This window comes from Serratia sp. TSA_130.1 (assembly GCF_052691795.1).
In genome coordinates this window covers 63,046-86,829 of sequence record NZ_JBQZFS010000009.1, presented here as the reverse complement: position 1 = coordinate 86,829, position 23,784 = coordinate 63,046, and the positions used below count along the sequence as shown (strand labels likewise).

Sequence of the window (23,784 nt, the reverse complement as noted above, 5' to 3'; positions counted from 1 at the left end):
GGTGTTCTGGCCGCATCAGGCAAGATCGTTTTGAGCATTGATCCACTCCCTGATTTCTTCTGCTTTCCATGCAGTAATCTTCGCTGAAATTTTTACAGGTTTTGGAAATGTACCTGCTGAAACCCTTCTCCAAAGTGTTGCGTGTGAAAAAGGTAAACAAGGCATAAGCGTTCTTTGTCTAACAAAACCCGTATGCGGTATAAAACCGTAATTATTACAATTAGTTGTTTGCATTTTGATACCTGTGATGCCATGAGATGATGCGAGATTAAAACCCACGGCGTTGTAGTTCCAGCGAAAATGGAATTACATAAAATCAATGTTAATTCCAATAAAACAAAACCAATTTTATTGAGTTTGTGTGGTGTTGTGGTTTTTGTATGTAATTGATTTTTATTTGTTTTTATTTTTAGGGGTAATCTTTGGGAGCTGCATGGATACGCAGGGAGGGGGATGGAGGGTGATGAAGCGTGATGAGTTGGTTTTTAAGGTGGTAAACACCCACATGTATGTTTTGTGAGTGTTAATGTATTGATTTTAATCGTAAATTGTCTTTATGGCGGCTGATATTTTACTTCTGATCGAGGAGGCTCTTAACCCATCACTGGAAATTCCATTTTTTTCGACAAAGTCATCAATTAAGTCTTTAACATGCTCAACACATACAGTGTTGTCTTTTTTTAGCCATTTTGATGGATTGGACTTATTTTTCTCCTGCGCAAGTAAGCTTACGGTTATACCAATAATTTTATTTAGGCTAACAACTTCCTCTTCTTTTTTGTATAGCCCTCTATTATTAGCGACTAATTGTTTACCCAGTAATTCAGCTTCGCCGCCAATAAATTGAAGAAGTGACCTTGTTTTGGCGTTCATTGCTAAACTACTAATGGCAACTTTACATCTATCAATGATTGCACTTGGCGTTGTCACATCATCCCGACAGTTAAATCCGACTGAGAATATAATGTCTGATTTTATCTTCTCATCCATATCTATTGGGTGTGGGTGCGGTTTGTATTCACCATAGTTTGTAACTCTGGGTATTTTTTCGTTTTTGAAAATCTCTTCTAGAGTTCTTTTTATCCTCACTCGTATATGAGTGATTATCTCAATATGTTCGCCATCTATGTCTTTTCTTCTTGCGTATGGTGATACTCCGACCAAACATTTAGACAACTCATCGATAGTAATAGACGGTAAGGTTGCGAATCTTTCGAATTCCGTCATCCGCTGAAAACTTTTCATTAATCAGAGTCCATATCTAATTTAATTAATTTATCTTGCCATAATAGTAATGCTTTTTTGCGCTCATCAAAGTACTGATGTCTATTATAAATACCTTCAACACCTTTGATTCTGTGATTAAGACAGCGCTCTGCAACTATAGGATCAACACCAAGTGAGGCTAGGTGTGTTCTGGCCGTACGTCGAAAATCATGAATAGTGAAATTATCAATGCCATGTAAGTGAGGTCGTAGCTTTGCAAGAGCAACTGGGAGGGTGCTTTCTACAATATGGGGGATCATACGATTTTGCATTTTCCTTGCCGGAAGAACCCATTCACTGTTGCATGACATAATCTTGAGTTCATTTAGCCATAATATGGCATTTTCGGGAAGAGGAATGTCAATATCATCACCATTTTTTGTACCGGTTAGGTGCCAAATGGCATTATTTAAGTCTATGTTTTCCCATCGAGCTGAGCATAGCTCCATTTTCCTACAACAAAGGAGTAAAAGTAGTTTAAATGTGAGCTCATTTTGTCGGCCAAATCCCTTGGCTTTTTTCATTGCCGAGAATAATTGGGATAGTTCGTCATCAGTAAGAAATCTTTCCCGCGATTTCTCTTGCCCGCCTGCATCTGAAAGTTCGAATGCTGCAGCAGGGTTCACCTCCAGAATATGTCTTTTAATCCCGTAATTGAAAATTCTTTTAGTCCAACGTAAGACATCGTTGGCTACGGTTGGGGCGCCACGTGAAACGATATTTTGTAGCATTTCATCTATATGTCGTGGTTTAACTTCGTCAGCTTTGAGATTACCAATATGTGGATTGATATCCTTATCGATACGACGACGAAGAATATCAGGATGTTTCCAGCGGCCAAGAATTTGCCGTTCAAAATATTCGGTCGCTAGGTCAGAGACTCGACGTGCGTTCTTATCAGCCTCGATTTTGGCGATAGCAGACGCTTTACGCTCTTTTTTCTCACCAGCCACGTCATATCCAAGGGCAACTCTTGCTGAAAGCATTCTGACTGTTTCACGCGCTTTAGCAAGGGAAAGCTCCCCATAGGACCCGATCCACATAGCTCGGGCTTTACCTGCCAAACTGTAGCGGAAGCGCCATTTTGGTGTTGCGAAGCTATCGCGGTAGCAAAGATAGAGACCATTACCATCGGCCCTGCCTTCGAAGCGTTCCCCCGCCTTTACCCAAGCTTTTATCTGTATATCCGTAAGTTTGCCCACGCTCAATAACTACCTTGTACCAAAAGTGTATGTACCATTTTCATGGTTGGTACAGTCTATGGTACATCAAAATGGTGAGATTTGAGTAGGTGAAGTGGGACTGAGTGAGATTAAAAAAGCCCGTAAGTTACGGGCTTTTATGAATATTTTATATAGCATGATACATGCTGATAAATTACTCGATGTTCTGGATCTGCTCGCGCATCTGTTCGATCAGCACCTTCAGCTCGATGGCGGAGGCGGTGACGTCGGCATTGATTGACTTGGAGGCCAGGGTGTTCGATTCGCGGTTGAATTCCTGCATCATAAAGTCGAGGCGGCGGCCGACGGCTTCTTTCTTCTTCAGGATGTTGTGCGTCTCTTTCACGTGCGCTTCCAGGCGATCCAGCTCTTCGGCGACGTCGATGCGCTGCGCCATCAGCACCAGCTCTTGCTCCAGGCGAGTGTTTTCCAGCTGCACCTGCGCCTCTTCCAGCTTGCTGACCAGGCGCTCGCGCTGCCATTGCAGGATGTTCGGCATCTGGGCGCGCACTTTGACCACTTCGGCGCTGACGCCGTCGAGGCGCTGTTCGATCAGCGTTTTCAGCGCGGCGCCTTCGCTTTCGCGTGCGACGATAAAGTCATCCAGCGCGCCGTCCAGCGCTTGCATCAGCTCGGCGCTGATGGCGTCCAGATCCTGCTCCTGCGCGGACATCACGCCCGGCCAGCGCAGCACGTCGATCGGGTTGATTTCCCCTTCGTCGCTCTGCATTTTCACCCAGTTGGCGGCTTCGACCAGCTGTTTGGCCAGTTTTTCGTTCAGGATCAGCGAGCTTTGCGCGCTTGGATCCAGTTCAAAACGCAGGTTGCATTCGACTTTGCCGCGGGTCAGGCGGCCACGGATACGTTCACGGATCACCGGCTCCAGGCTGCGGAATTGTTCCGGCAGGCGGATGTAGGTTTCTAAGTAGCGCTGGTTAACGGAACGCAGCTCCCAGGCTGCGCTGCCCCATTCACCCTTGATTTCACGCCGGGCGTAGGCGGTCATGCTGCGGATCATTGATGCGTACCCGTAATAGGAAAAGATGGGGCGATTATAGCGTCGCGGCTGCGGGCAGGATAGGCATTACGTCACGAAGCCCGTATAATGCGCAGCCAATAGTTGATTTGAAGCCGGAGAGAGCCCATGCGTCCTGCAGGCAGAGCACCACAGCAAGTTCGCCCCCTGACACTGACCCGTCACTATACCAAACACGCTGAAGGTTCAGTGCTGGTTGAGTTTGGCGATACCAAAGTCTTGTGCACCGCCACGGTAGAAGAGGGCGTTCCGCGCTTCCTGAAAGGCCAGGGGCAAGGTTGGATCACCGCCGAGTACGGCATGCTGCCGCGCTCCACCCACAGCCGCAACGCCCGTGAAGCCGCCAAAGGCAAACAGGGTGGCCGCACGCTGGAGATCCAGCGCCTTATCGCCCGTTCGCTGCGCGCCGCGGTGGATCTGAAAAAGCTCGGTGAATTCACCATCACTCTCGACTGCGACGTACTGCAGGCCGACGGCGGTACCCGCACCGCTTCCATCTCCGGCGCCTGCGTGGCGCTGGCCGATGCGCTGAACACCCTGGTGGCCAACGGTAAGCTGAAAGCCAATCCGATGAAGGGCATGGTGGCGGCGGTTTCCGTCGGCATCGTCAACGGCGAAGCGCTGTGCGATCTGGAGTATGTGGAAGATTCCGCGGCGGAAACCGACATGAACGTGGTGATGATGGAAGACGGCCGCATGATTGAAGTGCAGGGCACCGCCGAAGGCGAGCCGTTCAGCCACGATGAGCTGTTGGCGCTATTGGCGCTGGCCCGAGGAGGCATCGAAACCATCTTCCAGGCGCAGAAAGCGGCGCTGGCGGACTAATTTTTCAAGGCGACTGAGAAGTCGCCTTTTTTATGCCCGCCGATCGGGCGGCAGTAATGACAAGACCCAAGCAGATTCAGACGAGGAGAAGCAGTAATGAAAGCCTATCAGCGCCAGTTTATCGAGTTCGCGCTTAACAAGCAGGTATTGAAATTCGGCGAGTTCACCCTGAAATCCGGCCGCACCAGCCCGTATTTCTTCAACGCCGGCCTGTTTAATACCGGGCGCGATCTTGCGCTGTTGGGGCGCTTCTATGCCGAAGCCCTGATGGATTCCGGCATCGATTTCGATCTGCTGTTTGGCCCGGCCTATAAAGGCATTCCTATCGCCACTACCACGGCGGTTGCGCTGGCGGAACACCATGAGCGCGACGTGCCTTACTGCTTTAACCGCAAGGAAGCCAAGACCCACGGCGAGGGCGGTTCGCTGGTGGGCAGCCCGCTGCAGGGCCGCGTGATGCTGGTGGACGATGTGATCACCGCCGGTACCGCGATCCGTGAGTCGATGGAAATCATCGGCGCCAGCGGCGCTTCGTTGGCGGGCGTGCTGATCTCCCTCGACCGTCAGGAACGCGGCCGCGCGGATATCTCAGCCATTCAGGAAGTGGAACGCGACTATCACTGCAAGGTGATTTCGATCGTGACGCTGAAGGACCTGATCGCTTATCTGGAAGAGAAACCGGAAATGGCGGACCACCTGGCGGCGGTGCGCGCTTACCGCGAGCAGTACGGGGTATAAATAAAAACGCCGGGCATGCCCGGCGTTTTCGTTATTGCAGCTGTGCCGCCAATAGCGGCCAGCGGGCGTCGAATTCCTGCGTTGGACGATAGCGGAATTCCGAACGCACATAGCGCGACAACATGCCTTCGCAGAAGGCCAGCAGTTGGCTGGCCAACAGCGTTTCATCGACGATGAAGCCTTTGCCTTCGCGCAATTTGCGCTCTTTCAGCACCTGACGCAGCTGCGCCTCGATACGTTCGAACAGCTGGTTGATGCGGCCCTGCAGGCGATCCTGTTCAAACATCAGCGCGTGGCCGGTCATGATGCGCGTCAGCCCCGGGTTACGTTCCGCAAAGCCCAGAATCAGCAGTAAAATCAGGCGCAGACGATTAAACGTCTCTTTCTCGTCCTGCAAGATCAGGTTGATGCGGGTGATCAGGCTGTCTTCGATAAACTCGATCAGACTGTCGAACATCCGTGTCTTGCTGGGGAAATGCCGGTACAGCGCAGCTTCAGAAACACCCACGTTTGCGGCGAGCTTGGCGGTGGTAATGCGCTGGCTGCCGTCGCTGGATTCCAGCATCTGGGCTAACGCCTGCAATATTTCCTCGCGCCGATTCCTTTTCGTATTTTCTTTTTCTGCCATGTCTGATTAGACCCTTGCTAAAACTTAACTGACGGAAACCCGGGCACCGGCCGCTGCAGAGCAGGCTCTGTGCGGCTTATGTGATAGCTTTTTTACGATGCTGGGGTCAGCGGCCTTCACGGCCTTTTTCCGCGCTGCCTGGTGTGCGCTGCAATTGTCGCGGTAAAACCTTGCCGCAGAGACATCCTTCTCCCCGGAAAGGCAAGGTTCAGGCGACGTTTCCCTGCCGGCCATCGTGCATTGGGTGGCGCTTAGTGGCGCCCCGAGTGGCCGAAGCCGCCTTCGCCGCGCTCGCTACTGTCGAACTCTTCCACCAGGTTGAATTCGGCCTGCACCACCGGCACGAAGACCATCTGCGCGATGCGTTCGCCCGGCTCGATGGTGAAGTGCTTCTGGCCGCGGTTCCAAACGGACACCATCAGCTGGCCCTGGTAATCGGAGTCGATCAGGCCGACCAGATTGCCCAGCACGACGCCGTGCTTATGGCCCAGGCCTGAGCGCGGCAGGATCACCGCCGCCAGGCCGGCGTCGGCGATATGGATCGCGAGACCGGTAGGCAGCAGCGTGGTTTCACCCGGCGCCAGCTCCACCGCGCTGTCCAGGCAGGCGCGCAGGTCGAGACCGGCTGAGCCCGGAGTTGCGTAGGCCGGTAGCGGGAAATCCTGACCGATGCGCGGGTCGAGGATCTTAACGTCGATTTTTTTCATCATAACGGCTGACTATCTCGTCTATTAAACGTTGGCCAAGGAGTGCCTTGTCGCTCAGCGCCAGGCGTTTCTCTCCATCCTGCCAAAAAAGGTGCAGGGCATTGGTGTCGCTGTTGAACCCGTGCTCTGCAAGCGATACATCGTTAGCGCAAATCAAATCCAGCTTCTTACGCGCCAGTTTTTGCCGCGCGTATTCTTCCACATTCTGGGTTTCGGCGGCAAACCCCACGACAAACGGTCGATTTTTGGTCATCGCCGCCACGCCGGCGACGATATCGGGGTTTTTTACCATCTTGAGGACGATTTCATCACCCTGTTTTTTTATTTTTTCATCGGCGATCCGCTCGGGACGGTAGTCGGCTACGGCGGCGCAGGAGATGAAAATCTGCTGCTGAGCGGCGCGCTGTTGCACCGCCTGTTCCATCTCCAGCGCGCTGGTGACGTCCACGCGTGTGACCTTCGGCGGCGTCGGCAGGCTCACCGGCCCGGCGATCAGCGTCACCTGCGCGCCGCGGGCGGCGGCGGCGCGGGCGATGGCGAAGCCCATTTTGCCGGAGCTGTGATTGCTGATGAAGCGTACCGGATCCAGCGCTTCGCGCGTCGGGCCGGCGGTGATCATAACCTGCAAATGTTGCAGATCCTGCGGGGCGGAGAAATGACCGTTCGCCAGCTCGACGATGTCCAGCGGATCCAGCATGCGGCCCGGGCCGACGTCGCCGCAGGCCTGGCTGCCGCTGTCCGGCCCCCAGAGCAGCATGCCGCGCGCCTGCAGCGTTTGCAGGTTGGCCTGCGTGGCGGCGGCGCGATACATCTGCTGGTTCATGGCGGGGGCGGCGGCGATAGGGGCGTCGGTCGCCAGGCAGACGGTAGTCAGCAGATCGTTGGCCATGCCGGCGGCGACGCGCGCCAGCAGATCGGCGGTCGCCGGCGCCAGAATCACCAGATCCGCCCATTTACCGAGTTCGATGTGGCCCATGGCGGCTTCGGCGGCGGGATCCAACAGATCGTCGGACACCGGGTGGCCTGAAACGGCCTGTAGCGTCAGCGGTGTAATGAACGCCTTGGCGGCGTGGGTCATCACCACGCGCACTTCCGCGCCCCTGTCGCGCAGGCGGCGCACCAGCTCTGGGCATTTGTAGGCGGCGATGCCGCCGCTGATGCCAAGCACAATATGTTTGCCGGAAAGTCCCGTCATCATCATTGTCCGATTGAAAGCCGAAAGATGCGCCATTTTAGCATATCCGCCGTTCAGGTGAGCGATTCCGCAATGGCTGCAGGGCGTTACATTGTGCTTTGCGAAACACTTCGCAATGTTATCAAACACCTGTCGAACGCGCCGGGGGGCGCATGGCATGCTGTAGCCCTTTCAGGGAGGAATACGATGAGCAACCCGACTGTGGCGTGCTGGCCGGGCGCGCTGGCGCCGCGTGAAAAGCTGTTGATGCAGGGGGCCGCGGCGCTGTCCGACGCAGAGCTGTTGGCCATTTTCTTGCGCACCGGGTTGCCCGGCGTGCATGTAATGCAGCTGGCGGAGCAGCTACTGCGCCGATTCGGCTCGCTTTACCATCTGATGTCGGCCGATCATCAGGCGTTTTGCAGTCAAAAAGGCCTGGGCGACGCCAGCTATACGCAGCTGCAGGCGATTGCCGAGCTGGCGCTTCGCTTCTTTTCCAGCCATCTCTCGCAGGAAAACGCCATGCTTAACCCGCGCGTCACCCAGCATTATCTGCAAAGCCTGCTGGCGCATCGTGAGCGAGAGGTCTTTTTGGTATTGTTTTTAGACAATCAGCATCGGGTTATTCGCCATCAGGAGATGTTTGCTGGTACCATCAGCAGCGTCGTCGTCTACCCGAGAGAAATTGTGCGTGAAGCGTTGAAGGCTAATGCCGCCGCGCTGATTCTCGCGCATAATCACCCCTCGGGTAAGGCTGAACCCAGTCATGCCGACCGTTTGATAACTGAACAGGTGGTGAAAGCCTGCCAGTTATTGGAGATCCGAGTGCTCGATCATTTGGTGATCGGTCGGGGTGAATGCGTCTCTTTTGCCGAGCGCGGATGGCTTTAAGCGATTTTTTCGCGATCCTTGTGGGATCTTTAGCTGTTCGGGACTTGAGCACTTACGCTTCAGAGCGTATACTACGCCACCTTTGAGAATCTTGGGTTTGGCGCAAGAGCCTATCTCAGCAGGTTTCTGACCTGATGTGTGGTTTCTACCTGATGACGAGAGTCTCCTCAGTATGAAGTTTGCTGAGATGGGCTCTAAAAGCCTGACGAGGCGGCCATACCCTATACGAAGCTCGAGCTGATTTGATTTTTGGAGAATAGACATGTCCCGAGTCTGCCAAGTTACTGGCAAGCGCCCGGTGAGCGGTAACAACCGTTCCCACGCAATGAACGCGACCAAACGCCGTTTTCTGCCTAACCTGCACTCACACCGTTTTTGGGTTGAGGCTGAGAAGCGCTTTGTAACTCTGCGTGTATCTGCTAAAGGTATGCGTGTTATCGATAAGAAGGGTATTGAGACGGTTCTGGCCGATCTGCGTGCCCGTGGTGAGAAGTATTAAGGAACTGAATCATGGCTAAAGGTGTTCGCGAGAAGATCAAGCTGGTTTCTTCTGCTGGTACTGGTCACTTCTATACCACCACGAAGAACAAGCGTACTAAGCCGGAAAAATTGGAACTGAAGAAATTCGATCCAGTTGTCCGTCAGCACGTAGTATACAAAGAAGCTAAAATTAAATAATTTTAGTGGATTAATGAAAAACCCGGCCTTGGCCGGGTTTTTTGTTTTATAAAGGGTAGAAAACATCGGAGGGGAAGCCAGATGCCTGAATTACCGGAAGTTGAGACGAGCAGACGCGGTATAGAGCCTTATCTTGTCGGCCACAGCATTCAGTATGCGGTGGTGCGCAACGCGCGCCTGCGCTGGCCGGTTTCCGAGCAGATCCTGACGCTGAGCGATCAGCCGGTGCTCAGCGTGCAGCGTCGGGCCAAATACCTGCTGATTGAGCTGGAGCGCGGTTGGATTATCGTGCATCTGGGCATGTCGGGCAGCCTGCGCATGCTGCGTGAGGAAAACGAAGACGAAGCCGGCAAACACGACCACGTCGATCTGGTGATCAACAACGGTATGATCCTGCGCTATACCGATCCGCGCCGCTTCGGCGCCTGGCTGTGGTGCGAAGACCTGGCGACCAGCAGCGTGTTGGCGCATCTGGGGCCGGAACCGCTGAGTGAGGCGTTCAACGGTGACTACCTGTATGAAAAATCACGTAATAAGCGCACGCTGATCAAACCGTGGCTGATGGATAATAAGCTGGTGGTCGGGGTCGGTAACATTTACGCCAGTGAATCGCTGTTCAGCGCCGGGATCCTGCCCGATCGTCCGGCGGGATCCTTGACCAAAGCCGAAGCGGCGCTGTTGGCGAAGACCATCAAGGCGGTGTTGCAACGCTCCATCGAGCAGGGCGGCACCACATTGCGCGACTTTTTGCAGTCGGACGGCAAACCGGGGTACTTCGCGCAGGAGCTGCAGGTTTATGGACGGGCGGGAGAACCCTGCCGCGCATGCGGCACGCCGATTGAATCCGCCAAGCACGGGCAACGCAGCACCTTCTTTTGCCGACGCTGCCAGCGCTGAGTATCACGCGGCGGCGAGCTTCGCCATCAGCGCCTGAGTGACCACATCGGGCAGGAAAGGCGCGATATCGCCGCCGTGGCGGGCGACCTCCTTCACCAGTGAGGAGGAGATGAACGACCACTCTTCGGAAGGCATCAGGAACACGCTTTCCAGCGTCGGCATCAAATGGCGGTTCATGTTCGCCAGCTGCAGTTCATACTCAAAGTCAGACACCGCCCGCAGGCCGCGCACCAGGATATTGGCATTCTGGTGAGCGGCGAAATGCGCCATCAGCTCGCTGAAGCCCAGTACCTCCACATTGTCCAGATGCGAGGTGACCTGCGTCGCCAGCGCCACGCGCTCATCCAGGCTGAATAGCGGCTTTTTGCTCGGGCTGGCGGCGATGGCCAGAATCACGTGATCGAACATCAGCGACGCGCGCGTCACTAAATCCAGGTGGCCGTTGGTCATGGGATCGAAGGTCCCGGGATAGATGGCTTTGCTGGTCATGATTCACTTCTCTGAGTAGTTGCGGCCCAATGCCCATAATGCGGCATATTTATTGAAGGTATATTGCGCGTTGACCACCGCTAACAGCAACCCCTGTTTACCGTCGAGGAAGCCGGCCCGCAGCAGCCAGGTTTTGACGAAGGCGCCGAGCGTGTGGGTCAGGATGGACAGATAGCCGCAACGCTTGCCGGCCCGGTGGCGCTGTGTGGCCCATTCTTCGGCATAGCGCAGCTGTTTGCGCTGAAAGGCGAAGAAGTCGCGGCAGGTCAGGTGCAGCATATCGCCGCTGAGGGGGATCACTTTGGCGTCGCCGATGTTCAGCGACTCGTGCACCAGATCGTCGTTATAGCGATAGCGTGAATTGGCGTACAGGCGGTTGACGCGGTCGGGATACCAGCCGCTGTGGCGCATGAAGCGGCCAAGGAACAGGTTGCGCCGCGCGCAGCTGTAAACGGCGCCGTCGTCCGGCGCGTTCAACACCCGCTCGATGGATTGCCGCAGTTCGGGGGTGACGCGTTCGTCGGCGTCGATCATCAATACGTAGTCATGGCTGGCGTAGCTTTGCGCCAGCTGGCGCTGCTTGCCGAATCCTTGCCAGTCGGTGTGCGTGAAGACTTTGGCGCCCAGACTTTCGGCGACGGCGACGCTGTCGTCCTCGCTGCCGGAGTCCAGCACGATGATTTCATCGGCCCAGGCGACAGAGCGCAGGCAGTCCGGCAACAGCCCGGCTTCGTTTTTGGCGATCATCACCACCGACAGGCTTTTGCGGCTGCTCATTCAGTGACTCCGGGGCGGCAGGTGCGGTTCCAGCAGCTGCAGCAGGCGCTGCAACGCTCCCTGATTCTGATACAACACTTCCACCGCATGGCGGCCGTAGTAACGGCGGTAGTCTTCGTCGGTCAACAGGGTTTCCACTTCCTTTACCAGCGAATCCACGTCGGTCACGGTGATCAGGCCTTCGGCCTGCGAAAGCTTGGCGCAGATGTCTTTAAAGTTGAAGGTGTGCGGGCCCATCAGCACCGGGATGGCGTGGGCGGCGGCTTCCAGCGGGTTATGCCCGCCACGTTCCACCAGGCTGCCGCCGACAAAGGCCAGATCGGCGATGCCGTACAACAGCATGAGTTCGCCCATGGTATCGCCGATCACCACCTGGGTGCTGCCGGACGGGATTTCGCCGCTGCTGCGCAGGGTGTAGCTGAAGCCGGCCTTCTGTACCAGTTCCTTGGCGGTCGGGAAGCGTTCCGGGTGACGCGGCACCAGGATCAGCAGCAGGTCGGGGTGTTTTTCCAGCAGCTTGCGGTGCGCTTCGAGCAGGATGGTTTCTTCGCCTTCATGGGTGCTGGTGGCGATCCACACCGGGCGGCGCGGCGCCCATTGGCGGCGCAGCGTAACGGCGCGGGCGGCCAGTTCCGGGGTGACGGAGATATCGAATTTCAGGCTGCCGGTAACGGCCAGCTGCGAGCGTTTCAGGCCCAGTTCGATAAAACGATCGCCGTCTTCCTGGTTCTGTGCGGCGATCAGCGTAATGCGGCGCAGCATATCGCGCATGAATCCGCCAATTTTCTTATAGCCGGCGGCGGATCGCGCCGACAGGCGCGCATTGGCGATCACCAGGGGGATTTGCCGCTGATGCAGTGCGTTGATCAGGTTAGGCCATAGCTCGGTTTCCATGATGATCACCAGCTTGGGATTCACCTGGTCGAGGAAGCGGTTCATGGAACCGGGCAGATCGTAGGGCAGATAGACATGATGCACGTCTTTGCCGAAAGCGGACTGGACGCGTTCTGAACCTGTCGGGGTCATTGTGGTCACAGTTATCGGCAAAGCGGGGTAACGATGGCGCAGCGCCCGCACCAGCGGGATGGCCGCCAGCGTTTCGCCGACGGAGACGGAATGCAGCATAATGCCGCCCGGCACGACTTTCCCGGCGCAGAAGCCATAGCGTTCCGCCCAGCGTTTACGGTAGGCTGGAGCTTTGCGGCTGCGCAGCAGTAAGCGGAGCCAGATCAGGGGTTGGATGAGGTAGAGTAGTACCTGATATAAACGCAGCAACATTCTATCAATTTCATTTATATGGGTTATTCGGAATAGTACCATAACTGGAAGGGAAAGGCGCTAATTTGGTAACCTTGGGTGTCAGTTTCAGACAACCGGCGAGCGATTTCGCCGATAGGCTCGGAATGAAGAATATTTTAATTATTCGCCGCGACAACATCGGCGATCTTGTTTGCACCACGCCTCTGATTGAAGGGGTGAAAATTGCCTATCCAGACGCAAAAGTTTATCTGCTGATCAATAAAGTCAGCCAGGACGTTGTTAAAAACAACCCTCATCTCGAGAAAGTCTTTGTCTATAAAAAGGCCAAGCACAAGGCGAAAAATGAAACGACGTTGGGCGTTTATTTCGAACGTCTGATGATCTTCCTGAAGCTGCGAAAAATAAAGTTCGATGCGGTCATTCTGGCCAACCCGGTGCCTTGCAAATACAGCTTGCGTTTAGCGAAAATGGCCGGCGCCACCCATATCATCGGCGCCGATTTGGGCACGAAAGATATTCAGCGCCCGTTCCGCAAGGACGATTTCCGCGGTCTACATCAGGTCGAACACACCTACAGCTATTTATCGGCGATAACCGATCAAGCCATTCCGATCCCGCCGGTGCGGGTATTCCTGACGCCGGAAGAGCGGCAGCTGGCGGCGCAGCGGCTGCAGGAACGCCTGCCATCGGTCGAACGGGTTTGCGCCGTGCATATCAGCAGCCGTAGCCCGAAAAGGCGCTGGCCGGTTGAACGCTATGCCGAAATCATCAACCGCCTGACCGCCGATCCCCGCACCGGCGTGCTGATCTTCTGGTCGCCGCAGGGCACGCTGGCGCCGGACGACATCGGCGATCAGCAGCGCGCAGAACAGCTGTTGGCGCTGTGCCAAAACGAACGCGTCGCGCTTTATCCGACGGCCTCGGTGCGCGAGCTGTTGGGCGGGTTCGATTTATGCGATCGGGTGCTGTGCAGCGACGGCGGGCAGATGCATCTTGCCGCCGCGCTGAATAAGGATATGGTGGTGTTCTTTGGCGATACCGATAAAACGTCCTGGCATCCATGGACCGGCCGTCATCATATTTTGCAGAGTGAGTCGGGGCACTGTGAAGATGTTTCTGTCGATGAGGTTTGGCAGAAAATGCAGGCGCTAAGCTAGCGAAGAAAATAAGGCAGGCATCACCTGCCTTATTTATTAATTTATTATTTTTCTTTCAGCTCAATATATTGACGGCAAATAGGCTCCAGCCCATAGCTCAGCAATGGCTGTTGATTTATCTGCGGTGGGTTGGCGTAAATTTCCGCCATTTTTTCTGCCAGCGACGCTTCGTTTAATTCCGCCAACGCGTTAGCCATGCCGGCTTTTTCCAGAATTTCCGCAGGGCCGCCCGGACAGCGGGTGCTGACCACCGGCGTGCCGCACAACAGCGATTCTACCAGCACATTGCCAAACCCTTCGCTATCGGAGCTGAGCACCAACAGCGAGGCATGGCGGATAAACGGATAGGGATTGGCCTGGAAGCCGAGGAACAGCACGCGCTCTGCGATCCCCAAGTCTGCCGCCAGACGCTTGACCTCGGCGACGCGGGCGTCATCCCCGGTGCCGATCAAAGCCAGCGGCGCCTGAATGCCGGATTGCGCATAGGCTTTCAGCAGGCGGTCATGCCGCTTGGTGGCGTGAAAGCGGCCGACGTGCACCAGATAGTCCTGACCGGCCAGTTCGCAAGGTGCCGCCGCCTGTTGCCGGATGGCGTCGATGTCGAACGGGTTATTGATGACCGCCAGCCGACGTGGGCGGATCGGCAAATTCTGCTGCAGATCGCCGCCGACCGCCTGTGAAACGGCGACGATATTTCTCCCCTGGTAAACGTTGGCGATTTTACGTTGCTTGAGCCAGCGATCCAGGCCTTTGCGGTGGCCGAGGTAGGAAGTGGAGAGAATGCCGTGAATGCAGAACCACAGGCGATCCGAAGCCAGCCGCTTGCTGCGGCTGACGATGCGATCGGTTTTGTGCAGGTTGGAGAACACCAGATCGAACGCGCCGTGTTGGCGCTCGTGTTCGGCTACCGCCCGATCCAGCGCGGCGGCGCGGCGCGACAGCTCGGTCAGCTTGCGCCAGGGGGCACGGCTGCGATCGGCCACCACCTGATAATCAATGCCTGACGGGATAGGGTAATTGCAGACGTCACGCAGCGAGATCAGACTGACGTCATGCCCCTGTTGCTGCATGCCTTGGCACAGGGTCAGCACCACTTTTTCCGCGCCGCCTCCCGGCAGGCCATCGATGATCATCAGAATACGCATAGCTAATCCAGTAACCGGTTATAGAGGGAAATGAGCTGTTCGGAGAGATGCGCCGGCGTAGCCGTCATAATGCGCAATCTTGCCGCTTCGCCCATGGAGGATCCCAGCGCCTGGCGCGGCAGCGCCCGAATGGCTTCTGTGATGGCCGGCACGTCGAGCGCGTCGGTCACGAAGCCGTTCTGGCCCGGGGTGATAAACTCGGCGCCGCCGCAGGTGGTGCTGGTGATAACCGGCAGGCCGCAGGACATCGCTTCCAGAATCACATTCGGGAACGGATCGTACAGCGTCGGCAGCAGCAGCGCATCCGCGGCTTGATAGAACGGCAGAGTCTGCTTCTGCACGCCCATAAAGTGAATGCGATCGCCGCAGCCCAGCGACTGCGCCAGCGCCCGGTAACGCTTTTCGGCTTTGTCTTTACCGACCACCAAGAGGTGGCTGTTGGTCGCCGCCACGGCGCGGATGGCGGCGGCCAGCCCTTTGCGCTCGAAACCGGAGCCGACGAAGATCAGGCAGTGCGCCTGTTGCGGGATCTGATATTGCTCACGCAGGCGTCGGCGCTGGGCCTCGTCGGCGGGCAGGAACTTTTGATTGTCGATGGCGTTATAGATCACCGTGATTTTGTCGGCGGGCACGCCAAAGTCGGCGATGATTTCCCGTTTGATCATTTCGGCGTTGCAGATGACGGCTTTCAGCTCCGGTGCGGCGTACATGGCGCGCTCGGCGCACATCACATAGCGGTGATAACGGTTGGAAAACAGCCACTTGCGGCGCCACTCGGGCAGCAGCCGCGCGCGTTGCAGCAGCCAGCGGCGGTGTACGCCGTCGCCGGCGCGGTAGATATCGCAGCCGGGAATGCGCTCATGGCTTTGCACCAGATCGAAGCGCTCTTTCTGCCACAGCGCCCTGGCCGCCACGGCGAAGCCCCGTTCGCGACTGATGCGGCCTAGTTTCAACGGGTTACACAGGTGGATATGCCAGTTGGGATTGGCGTCACCCTGCCATTCGCGGGTGATGACGTTCAGATCGAGATCCTGTTGTTCCAGCGCTTCCAGGGCGCGGGAAACGAAACGTTCGGCTCCGCCGTCCGGGCGGTATTTTTGGCGAACGATCGCCAAACGAAATGCTTTCATGCCAGCGTGCTCCGCGCGGCTGCAATCACCGCGTCTGTAGGAATAAGGTCGAGATACCGTTCGTCGGTGCCGGTATCAATGGCGTCCGGATCGGGTAGTTCGCCGAAGTCGCCGGCCCAGATCACGGCGCCGGTAGCCTGCCATGGCCGCCAGAAAGTCAGCTTGGAAGGGCCGAACAGCGCCACGCACGGCGTTTGCAGCGCGGCGGCCATGTGCATCGGCACCGAATCCACGCCGATAAACAGCTTGGCGTGGTCGATCAGGGCGGCCAGCTGGCGCAGCGTCAGCTGGCCGGCCAACGAGATCACGCCCTGCGGCGGGCAGAGCGCCAAAATGCGCTCGACCATGGCTTTTTCTCTGGCGTCGGGGCCGGAGGTGATCACCAGCTGGTGGCCGTCGGCCTGCAAGGCGGTGAGGGTGGCGGCCATTTTCTCTTCGCTCCAGCATTTGAAGAACCAGCGCGAGGTGGGCTGCACCACAATATAACTGCCGGCGACGCCCTGTTTCTGCAACCGTTGCTCACAAGCCTGCCAATCTTGTGGCTCATAACTCATGGTCACATGTTCGCTGAGCGCGGGCAGGTTCAGCGGCGCCAGCAGCGAGAGATTTTGTTCGACGGTATGCAGGTGGGCGTGATTGTCGACCGGCACCAGCTGCGTGTGGCAGTGGCGCCACAGGAAGCCGCGGCGTTTAGGGAAATCGAAGCCCAGACGGATGCGCGCGCCGGTCAGGCGCGTGATAATGGCGCTGCGCCACTGATCGGCCAGGTTGACTACCAGATCGTAGCGCTGCGCCTTCAGACGACGCAGCAGCGCCAGCTCGTGCCCCAGATGCGCGCGGGCGCCCTGTTTTTTCCATTGGCGGTCGATGGCGAACAGCGTCGACAATTCCGGATTACTGGCCAGCATCTCCTGCGTTTCCTGATACAGCAGCACATCGATCTGCGCCTGCGGGTAGTGTTGCCGCAGGCTGCTGATGACCGGCGTGACCAGCAGCATATCGCCGTGATGGCGCAGTTTTATGATCAAAATACGCTGTACGGATGGGGCGGAAGTTGGGGCTGGCGCGTCGTTCATCATGAGTCGCTTTCTGGGAAACCAATCTTTGATTCTAAATGACCCGATCGCATGTGGCTACTGTTGCACGGTTTTCTTGCCGGGCCGCAAAAAAATCGCCGAGCCGGGGACGAATGCGCTTCAACGTTGTCCAAACCAGGCAGCAAAGTCGTTTGCCCTGGCGAAACGGGCTGCGTAACATAGCGTATTCTGTTGATATCAGGTTCGATATTCATGACTAAACCGGCGTTTCTCATCACCATTGATACCGAAGGCGATAATCTGTGGCAAAACCACGATCGCATCGCGACCGAAAACACGCGTTTCTTGCCGCGCTTTCAGGCGCTGTGCGAGAAATATGCCTTCAAGCCGGTTTATCTCACCAACTATGAAATGGCGATGGATCCGGCTTACGTCGAGTTCGCGCGTGACGTGATCGCCCGCGGTGCCGGTGAAGTCGGCATGCATCTGCACGCCTGGAACAGCCCGCCGCTGACGCCGCTCACCGATGACGACTGGCGCCACAAGCCTTATTTGATCGAGTATCCCGCCGATCAGATACGCGCCAAAGTCGACCACATGACCAAACTGCTGGAGGACGCCTTCCAGACCAAAATGCTCAGCCATCGCGCCGGCCGTTGGGCGTTCAACGAATACTATGCCTCACTGCTGCTGGAATACGGCTATCAGGTGGATTGTTCGGTCACGCCGCGGGTCAACTGGCAGTTTTCGCCGGGCAACCCGCAGGGCAACGGCGGTACCGATTACAGCCGGTTCCCGTCGCAGGCCTATTTCATCGATCCGCAGAACATCGCCAAGCCGGGCGCTTCGTCGCTGCTGGAAGTGCCGATGAGCATCCAGTACAAGCATTCGGCGCTGATGAATGCGTTCAAGCAGGGCTATGATCGGCTGCGCGGCAAGCGGCGTTCGCCGTCCGTCAACTGGCTGCGGCCGAGTGGCGGCAACGTGGCCAAGATGATAAGCGTGGCCGAGACGTCGTTGGCGCAGGGGCATGACTACGTCGAGTTTATGCTGCACTCCTCCGAGTTTATGCCGGGCGGCAGCCCGACGTTCAAAACCGAGCAGGATATCGAAGTGCTGTACCGCGATCTGGAGCAGCTGTTTGACTGGCTGCAGCAGCGCACGGTGGGCATGACGCTGGCCGAGTATTATCAACTTAAAGCGAACTAAGCACGCACATGTCGAAGAAATGGAAAATCAAGGTTGCCGACTGGTTTTTGCGGCGCTATACGGCGAAGTACGGCCGTTTTCAGGACAAGGCGACGTTCGACGGCGCCCAGCAGTTTGACAATATCGTCATCTATTCCACCACGGCGTTGGGCGACTTCATGTTCAACACGCCGGCACTGAGGGCGATGAGGGAACGCTATCCCAACGCGCACATCACGCTGGTGGTGCACAAGAAAAACCGCGAACTGGTGGAAAACGGCCGCTATTACGATCGCGTGGTGTATTGGGACAGCAAGATCAAGACGATACGCCCATTGCTGAAATCGCTGCGCGAACATCAGCCGGATTTGGCGCTGATCCTGCACTCTCACCTGCCTTATGACATCATCAGCGCCGTCATGGCGGGGGCAAAGTACATCATCAGGGATAACTACAGCTCGGGCATTTGCGGGCTGGAACCTTGGTTAACCAACTATATCTTCCATTATTACGGCCATTTCGTGCGCCGCAAGCTGGAGCTGATTTCCATTTTGGGTTGCCGCAGCGACGATCCGACGATGGAAATTCCCGTGGACTATCAGCGCGGCGTCAAAAGCAGCGACCATCCCACCATCGGTTTTCAACTTGGGGCATCGACGGAGTCGCGTTGCTGGCCGGTGTCGCACTATGCGCGCCTGGCCGATGAGCTGGTGGCGAAGCACCCCAATGTGCGCATCGTGCTGATTGGCGCACCGCTTGACGACGGCAAAGCCCAACAGTTTATGAGCCTGATCGGCCCGCAAACGCTGGCCTGCGTGGATAATCAAATCGGTAAAACGGGGCTGCAAGGCTTGCTGACGTTGCTCGACAGTTTCCATGTTCTGGTCACCGGCGACACCGGGCCGCTGCATCTGGCGGTGGCGCTGAAGGTGAAAACCATCAGCCTGTTCGTGACCGCCGATTCACGCTCCACCGGGCCGATTCAGGATCCTGAACTGCACCGCATCATTCAGGTGTCGCGTACCGGCTATACGATGCCGCTGGAGGCGGAAAGCCCGATGGGGGTCATTCAGCCGCAGCGGATTTATGACGAACTGGTCGCGCACGTGCCTTTAGCGCGCTAGGGGTGCGGCGACGCATCGGCCGCCAGGCCGATGCGGTTAGCGTGGTTTGCGCCCGCGCAGCTTCGAAAGAAAGGTATCCACTCGCGCATAGCGCATCTGGCGGACTTTTTTGCCCGGCACGTCGCTGTTGCGGCAGACAGCGGCGGTGCGGCGCAGAATTTGCAGCGTTGCCGGCGCGTAATGATAATAACCGTACACCGCCTTCGACATGCTTTTCACCTCGGAAAAGCAGTTGGCCAGCATCAGGGCGGCCAACCGGCGCAGCGGCTCATCCCCAGGATGCTGCGCCACAAAGCGCAGCATCTTCTCCATGGCGAACAGCAAATCTTCAATATCTTTGGGTTTGATATTGCGGGTGATGCCCTGGCTGTTATCCCGGTAGAAATAGAGTTCGCAGTCAAGATGGGCGATGCGGCGAGTTTTGAAATACTGAAAAGGCGTGAAAATCACGTCTTCATAACGCCTGCCGTCTTCGAACGTTTCCCCTGCCAGCAGCGTGCGCTTATATACCCGGCTCCAGAGGTGCCACATCGAGCGTGCGAACAGCGGTTGCAGGCTGCCCAGCCCCAACGAGGAAAAGTCGTAGGCTGCGGGCTGCGTCGCGCGGTTCTCGGGTTTCGGCGGTTGTTCGGTGAACTTCTGATAATTAAAATCGATCAGGTCATATTCATCGGCGATCAGCAGGGGCCGCAGGATCGCCAGATAGTCGTCGCTCAGCAGATCGTCGCCGTCGAGAAAGGTGACGTAGCGCCCGGTGGCTCGCTGCAGGCCGACATTGCGGGCGTGCGCAATGCCGCCGTTGGCCTGTGAAATAAAAGCCACGTGCGGATGCTGCCGCTGCGCCAGATACCGGCTGACCAGCGCCCCTGACGCATCGGTAGAGCCATCGTCGATGATGACCACCTCAATCTCATCAGAAATCTGCGTAAATAACGAATCCAGCGCAGCGATGACGAACGCTTCGTTATTGTAAAACGGCACGATAACGCTGAGCAGCGGTGGCTGATGAGTTTTCACGCGGTCTGCTCCTGGGCGGAAGGCGGTTTCGCCACGGAGAGCACGGCGGCGATCAGCGCCAGACAGAACATGACGGTGCCTTCCGTGCTGAAGAAGATGACATCGCTAAGACCGTAAACGAACAGGCTGGCGCTCACGCTCAGCAACAGCGCGTTGCGCTGCGGCCGGAATGAAGAGAAGAACAGGCCGATATACAGCGCCAGCAACAGCAACGTCCCCCAGACCCCCTTGAGCGAATAGGTTTCCAGCAGCTCGTTATGCAGATGCACGTTGATGTAAGGCATGACGCCAGACAGGCGAGGTTGCTGCGCGACGATGGCGCGGATCTCTTCACCGCGCTGCTCGGCGGATTGACCCCAAGGAGCTTGTGAGCCGGTGCGCCATGCCAGCGTTTGCATCGACAGTCGGGAAATGATCGAGTTTTCAGTCTGTGGCTGATCCATCAGACGCATGTCGGTCTCAAAGGCCTGAATGCGTTCTTCTATCTGCGGTTTGAACACCAGGCCGCAGGCTACGAGCAGCAGCGGTACCGAGGCCATCAACGCGAGCTTGTGTTTCCTGGAAACCAGATGCTTGGTCGCCAGCAGCGACAGACAAATCGCCACCGGGTAAACCAGCATCGCCGCGCGGGTGCCGGTCAGCACCAGCGCAGAGAAGGAAAGCAGGAACGCCGCAATGTACAGCACCAGGCGGTAGCGGGTGCGCAGCATCAGGATGGCTTGCATCATCACCAGATCGATGGCGGTCATCAGATAGGCAGCGACCGTGGCGCGATCGAAGTTAAGCTCCACGCGAGGAATATCCAGCCGCAATCCCTGATAGAGAGAATAGCCGTTGATCGCCAGGCCGGTAACGAGGGCCACGACGATCAGCAGGCGCTGCACGCACAGCCGCTCATTGAGCGCAATCAGCAAGATGAAAGCGGTTGCGAGCTGCAGTTTGCCGGTCGACATATAAGAGCGATAAATGTTGATGTACTCACCCGGCTGTTTGAAGTGATGCATCCACAGGATGGTGCCCATGCCGACGCAGAACATCAGCGCGGGCAACAGCAGATTTTTAACGTTGCTGAAGTAGTAGCGCGGATACAGGCAAACGGCGATAAAGGCGATGTAGCTGGAAACGTAAAACAGATTGCGTCCGGTCGCGGAACCGAAAGGAATGGTGCAAAAAGCGATGGCGCATCCCAGATAAATCAAATAACTGAAGGCAGGGTGCGGCGTTTTTTGTTTTAGCATCGGGCGTGTTTTCCGGCTCACGTGTTGATTAAACGATGAAGGATCGCAGCGTGTCGTCAAACTCAGCTTTGAACTGAGCATAGTTGAAATGTTCAGCAGGATAGCGCTGCGCGTTTCGGCTCAACGTCTGGTAGGTTTCGCCCGCCAGCAATGTCTCAACGGCATCCGCACAGTCGATATGCGACAACAGCTTGGGCGACACCAGGCTGTCGGTTAACGGATCGTAGACTTCATGCGGGAAGTCGACCTCGATATCGGTGAGCTGCCGGTGTTGTTCGATGGTGACCGACGGAACCAGGCCAATGCCGCAGACGCCGTCTTTCACCGCTTCCGGCTGGCCGTCAACCTGCGGGAAGATGACCGGCACGCCGAAATAGAGCGATTCCATGCAGGACAAGCCGAACGGCTCGGTGATCGGTGTGCTCATGTAAATGTGCGTGCGATTGAAGAAGCCGGCGACGTCATCCTGGTAACCGCTGAAGGTGACGCGATCGCCGAGCTGGAGCCGGGCCGCCAGCGTCTCGAACGCCGCGCGATCCGGCCCTTTGCCGGCCACTTCCAGCGTGACGTCATGCCCGCGTCGCAGCAGTTCCTGCATCATCAATAATGAAACGCTGATGCCTTTCAGGCTGACCAGACGCGAGGCGGTGCCGATTCTGATCGGCTGTGACAGCGTTTTCGGCGTGTTGTCGATCCCCGCCGGCGTCTTGATGCGGTTGATCACCACGTGGTTTGGGCAAGGCAGATTAAAGCGCAGCTCCATCACCCGCTTCGAGGCGTGTGAGGCGGAAATCACGCCGTCCAGCATGGCGAAGAAACGTAGCGTCTTTTGATTTTTCGGGTAGCGCCAGGAGCAGCCGTGATCGTAGTAAACCAGCTTGCCGCGCTTGGGTTTGGCTGCCAGCCCCGGCACCAGATCCCAGACGATCACCACGTCGGCGTTGGCCCGCTCGATTTTCCACTTCAACAGAAATTTTCGCAGGAACTGCGGGCAGCGCAGCGGCAGTGCATTGATCAGGCGGTTGGCGAAGGTGACGGGCTGATGCGCAGGCAACTGGCGGCGGATCTCTTCGCCAATGTCGCCGCTGATGCACAAGACCTGGTTGCTGCCGTCGGTGGTATCGTTGATGTACTGCAGGAACAGGCGCTCGACGCCGCCCATTTTACCCAGGTTGATAATATGCAGTTTTTTCATGCTATAACCTTTTGCAACGCCTGCCATGCCGTATCGGCGTCGATTGTCGCCATGCTTTTTTCCGGCGAAATCAGCGAGTGCTGATTTTGCCCATAGCCGCCGATCAGGCCGGGATCGGTTGGCCCGAACAGCGTGATGTTCGGTCTGTCGAGCGCGGCGGTCAGATGACTTAGCCCGGTGTCGACCGAGACCACGCCCCTGGCGCCCGCCAGCACGTCAGCCACCTGCTGCAGGCTGAGCTTCGGCAGCACCTCGACATGTGGGAAACCTTCCGCCAACCGCAGCGCGCGCTGATGTTCATGCTCCGCCCCCCAGGGCAGTTTGATCTTCAGCCCGCTGTCGGCCGTCAGCGCGATCAGCTCGCGCCAGTTCTGCTCCGGCCAATGCTTGTCGTCGCGGGTCGTAGCGTGCAAAAACACCAGATATTGACCGGCATCGACCGGCGGCTGGCTGAGAAAACGCGCGGCGATGGCATAGTCGCCGTAGCTGCCCGGTTTATCGTAGCCGAGGCTTTTGGCGAACAGCTCGCGCGTGCGTTCCACCGCGTGCTGCCGTTTGTCTATCTCATGGCGCACGTTGTAGAACCAGCTGGCGAACGGTTCGCGCGCGCTTTTGCAGTCCGGGCCATGTTTGTTGCCCTTGGCGACGCGCGTGATCAGCGCGGCGCTTTTCATCAGGCCCTGCGCGTCGATCACCACATCGTAACGGCGTTCTTGCAGCGCGCGCTTGAAGTCGCAGCGCTGCTGTCGGGTGTCGCTGCCGAACCAGTTTTTGCGCCAGCGGCGAATGGCCACCGGGATCACGCGATCCACCGCCGGGTGCCAGGTGGGGATTTGGCTGAAACCTTCTTCCACTACCCAGTCGAAGCGGATATCGGGAATGGCCTGCAGCGCATCGGTCAGGGCGGGCAGCGTATGCAGCACGTCTCCCATCGAGGACGTTTTTACGATTAACACCTGCATGA

The 23,784-nt window shown here is 57.0% G+C and carries 26 protein-coding genes; 9 read left to right on the top strand and 17 right to left on the bottom strand.

From position 1 onward, the window contains the following. Positions 1–15: 15 nt before the first annotated feature. From ACUTQY_RS23250 to ACUTQY_RS23235, 4 genes are all read right to left on the bottom strand, one after another. Positions 16–279: a helix-turn-helix transcriptional regulator gene (locus ACUTQY_RS23250; RefSeq protein WP_445583322.1), complete on the bottom strand. Its 264-nt coding sequence runs from the start codon at positions 277–279 to the stop codon at positions 16–18. Positions 280–537: 258 nt separating this feature from the next. Continuing rightward, the gene (locus ACUTQY_RS23245; RefSeq protein WP_445583321.1) at positions 538–1,245 is read right to left on the bottom strand and encodes a hypothetical protein; all 708 of its coding nucleotides are present in this window, start codon (positions 1,243–1,245) and stop codon (positions 538–540) included. Then, complete coding sequence (locus ACUTQY_RS23240; protein ID WP_445583320.1) at positions 1,245–2,468, bottom strand: tyrosine-type recombinase/integrase; 1,224 nt, start codon at positions 2,466–2,468, stop codon at positions 1,245–1,247. The genes ACUTQY_RS23245 and ACUTQY_RS23240 overlap by 1 nt, the downstream gene beginning before the upstream one ends. Before the next feature lie 175 nt (positions 2,469–2,643). Next, entirely contained in the window at positions 2,644–3,507 is an 864-nt protein-coding gene (locus tag ACUTQY_RS23235; RefSeq protein WP_015379441.1) for a YicC/YloC family endoribonuclease, read from the bottom strand. Between the two features lie 126 nt (positions 3,508–3,633). Between ACUTQY_RS23235 and rph the strand changes: the two genes are divergently transcribed. Both rph and pyrE read left to right on the top strand, forming a co-directional pair. Beyond that, a complete protein-coding gene (rph, locus tag ACUTQY_RS23230; RefSeq protein ID WP_025160305.1) occupies positions 3,634–4,350 on the top strand; it encodes a ribonuclease PH in 717 nt (238 codons plus the stop codon). A 96-nt stretch (positions 4,351–4,446) separates the two neighbouring features. Then, a complete protein-coding gene (pyrE, locus tag ACUTQY_RS23225; protein ID WP_004931204.1) occupies positions 4,447–5,088 on the top strand; it encodes an orotate phosphoribosyltransferase in 642 nt (213 codons plus the stop codon). 31 nt (positions 5,089–5,119) lie between these two features. Here pyrE and slmA read toward each other — a convergent pair whose 3' ends face one another. The 3 genes from slmA to coaBC form a co-directional block, all read right to left on the bottom strand. Further along, positions 5,120–5,716, bottom strand: a complete 597-nt coding sequence (gene slmA / locus ACUTQY_RS23220; RefSeq protein ID WP_025304700.1) for a nucleoid occlusion factor SlmA — start codon at positions 5,714–5,716, stop codon at positions 5,120–5,122. A 251-nt stretch (positions 5,717–5,967) separates the two neighbouring features. Beyond that, a complete protein-coding gene (dut, locus tag ACUTQY_RS23215; RefSeq protein ID WP_033645181.1) occupies positions 5,968–6,426 on the bottom strand; it encodes a dUTP diphosphatase in 459 nt (152 codons plus the stop codon). Continuing rightward, positions 6,404–7,621, bottom strand: a complete 1,218-nt coding sequence (gene coaBC / locus ACUTQY_RS23210; RefSeq protein ID WP_033634306.1) for a bifunctional phosphopantothenoylcysteine decarboxylase/phosphopantothenate--cysteine ligase CoaBC — start codon at positions 7,619–7,621, stop codon at positions 6,404–6,406. Before coaBC ends, dut begins: the two co-directional genes overlap by 23 nt. A gap of 183 nt (positions 7,622–7,804) precedes the next feature. Between coaBC and radC the strand changes: the two genes are divergently transcribed. From radC to mutM, 4 genes are all read left to right on the top strand, one after another. Beyond that, positions 7,805–8,488: a RadC family protein gene (gene radC / locus ACUTQY_RS23205; RefSeq protein WP_016929682.1), complete on the top strand. Its 684-nt coding sequence runs from the start codon at positions 7,805–7,807 to the stop codon at positions 8,486–8,488. A gap of 262 nt (positions 8,489–8,750) precedes the next feature. Beyond that, complete coding sequence (gene rpmB / locus ACUTQY_RS23200) at positions 8,751–8,987, top strand: 50S ribosomal protein L28 (protein WP_004931195.1); 237 nt, start codon at positions 8,751–8,753, stop codon at positions 8,985–8,987. 11 nt (positions 8,988–8,998) lie between these two features. Then, complete coding sequence (rpmG, locus tag ACUTQY_RS23195) at positions 8,999–9,166, top strand: 50S ribosomal protein L33 (protein ID WP_002442576.1); 168 nt, start codon at positions 8,999–9,001, stop codon at positions 9,164–9,166. 81 nt (positions 9,167–9,247) lie between these two features. Beyond that, entirely contained in the window at positions 9,248–10,063 is an 816-nt protein-coding gene (mutM, locus tag ACUTQY_RS23190; protein ID WP_046687975.1) for a bifunctional DNA-formamidopyrimidine glycosylase/DNA-(apurinic or apyrimidinic site) lyase, read from the top strand. A 3-nt stretch (positions 10,064–10,066) separates the two neighbouring features. Here the strand turns inward: mutM and coaD are convergent, their stop codons facing one another. From coaD to waaA, 3 genes are read right to left on the bottom strand one after another with little or no spacing between them, the layout of a single operon-like run. Continuing rightward, positions 10,067–10,552, bottom strand: coding sequence for a pantetheine-phosphate adenylyltransferase (gene coaD / locus ACUTQY_RS23185; protein ID WP_033645183.1), 486 nt, complete (start codon positions 10,550–10,552; stop codon positions 10,067–10,069). 3 nt (positions 10,553–10,555) lie between these two features. Continuing rightward, entirely contained in the window at positions 10,556–11,329 is a 774-nt protein-coding gene (locus ACUTQY_RS23180; protein ID WP_033645184.1) for a glycosyltransferase family 2 protein, read from the bottom strand. Next, the gene (waaA, locus tag ACUTQY_RS23175; protein WP_019452200.1) at positions 11,330–12,607 is read right to left on the bottom strand and encodes a lipid IV(A) 3-deoxy-D-manno-octulosonic acid transferase; all 1,278 of its coding nucleotides are present in this window, start codon (positions 12,605–12,607) and stop codon (positions 11,330–11,332) included. It abuts the gene before it with no gap. A 125-nt stretch (positions 12,608–12,732) separates the two neighbouring features. Between waaA and ACUTQY_RS23170 the strand changes: the two genes are divergently transcribed. Further along, entirely contained in the window at positions 12,733–13,746 is a 1,014-nt protein-coding gene (locus tag ACUTQY_RS23170; RefSeq protein ID WP_033645185.1) for a glycosyltransferase family 9 protein, read from the top strand. A 44-nt stretch (positions 13,747–13,790) separates the two neighbouring features. Here the strand turns inward: ACUTQY_RS23170 and ACUTQY_RS23165 are convergent, their stop codons facing one another. Genes ACUTQY_RS23165 through rfaQ form a run of 3 tightly spaced genes read right to left on the bottom strand, consistent with a single transcriptional unit; the run spans position 13,791 to position 17,100 of the window. Then, on the bottom strand, positions 13,791–14,891 hold the full coding sequence (locus tag ACUTQY_RS23165) for a glycosyltransferase (protein WP_046687974.1): 1,101 nt from the start codon (positions 14,889–14,891) through the stop codon (positions 13,791–13,793). 2 nt (positions 14,892–14,893) lie between these two features. Beyond that, positions 14,894–16,021: a glycosyltransferase family 4 protein gene (locus ACUTQY_RS23160; RefSeq protein ID WP_046687973.1), complete on the bottom strand. Its 1,128-nt coding sequence runs from the start codon at positions 16,019–16,021 to the stop codon at positions 14,894–14,896. Then, the gene (rfaQ, locus tag ACUTQY_RS23155) at positions 16,018–17,100 is read right to left on the bottom strand and encodes a putative lipopolysaccharide heptosyltransferase III (RefSeq protein ID WP_046687972.1); all 1,083 of its coding nucleotides are present in this window, start codon (positions 17,098–17,100) and stop codon (positions 16,018–16,020) included. Before rfaQ ends, ACUTQY_RS23160 begins: the two co-directional genes overlap by 4 nt. Positions 17,101–17,310: 210 nt before the next feature. Here rfaQ and ACUTQY_RS23150 point away from each other — a divergent pair, with 210 nt between their 5' ends. Together ACUTQY_RS23150 and ACUTQY_RS23145 are read left to right on the top strand one after the other, a co-directional pair. Next, complete coding sequence (locus ACUTQY_RS23150) at positions 17,311–18,267, top strand: polysaccharide deacetylase family protein (protein WP_033645189.1); 957 nt, start codon at positions 17,311–17,313, stop codon at positions 18,265–18,267. Between the two features lie 8 nt (positions 18,268–18,275). Next, on the top strand, positions 18,276–19,370 hold the full coding sequence (locus tag ACUTQY_RS23145) for a glycosyltransferase family 9 protein (RefSeq protein WP_033645190.1): 1,095 nt from the start codon (positions 18,276–18,278) through the stop codon (positions 19,368–19,370). A 36-nt stretch (positions 19,371–19,406) separates the two neighbouring features. Here ACUTQY_RS23145 and ACUTQY_RS23140 read toward each other — a convergent pair whose 3' ends face one another. Genes ACUTQY_RS23140 through rfaC form a run of 4 tightly spaced genes read right to left on the bottom strand, consistent with a single transcriptional unit; the run spans position 19,407 to position 23,782 of the window. Then, positions 19,407–20,387, bottom strand: a complete 981-nt coding sequence (locus tag ACUTQY_RS23140; protein WP_046687971.1) for a glycosyltransferase — start codon at positions 20,385–20,387, stop codon at positions 19,407–19,409. After that, positions 20,384–21,625, bottom strand: coding sequence for an O-antigen ligase family protein (locus tag ACUTQY_RS23135; RefSeq protein WP_033645192.1), 1,242 nt, complete (start codon positions 21,623–21,625; stop codon positions 20,384–20,386). Before ACUTQY_RS23135 ends, ACUTQY_RS23140 begins: the two co-directional genes overlap by 4 nt. A gap of 28 nt (positions 21,626–21,653) precedes the next feature. Then, the gene (locus ACUTQY_RS23130; protein WP_046687970.1) at positions 21,654–22,820 is read right to left on the bottom strand and encodes a glycosyltransferase; all 1,167 of its coding nucleotides are present in this window, start codon (positions 22,818–22,820) and stop codon (positions 21,654–21,656) included. Beyond that, complete coding sequence (rfaC, locus tag ACUTQY_RS23125; protein WP_033645194.1) at positions 22,817–23,782, bottom strand: lipopolysaccharide heptosyltransferase RfaC; 966 nt, start codon at positions 23,780–23,782, stop codon at positions 22,817–22,819. Before rfaC ends, ACUTQY_RS23130 begins: the two co-directional genes overlap by 4 nt. Between the last annotated feature and the right edge of the window lie 2 nt (positions 23,783–23,784).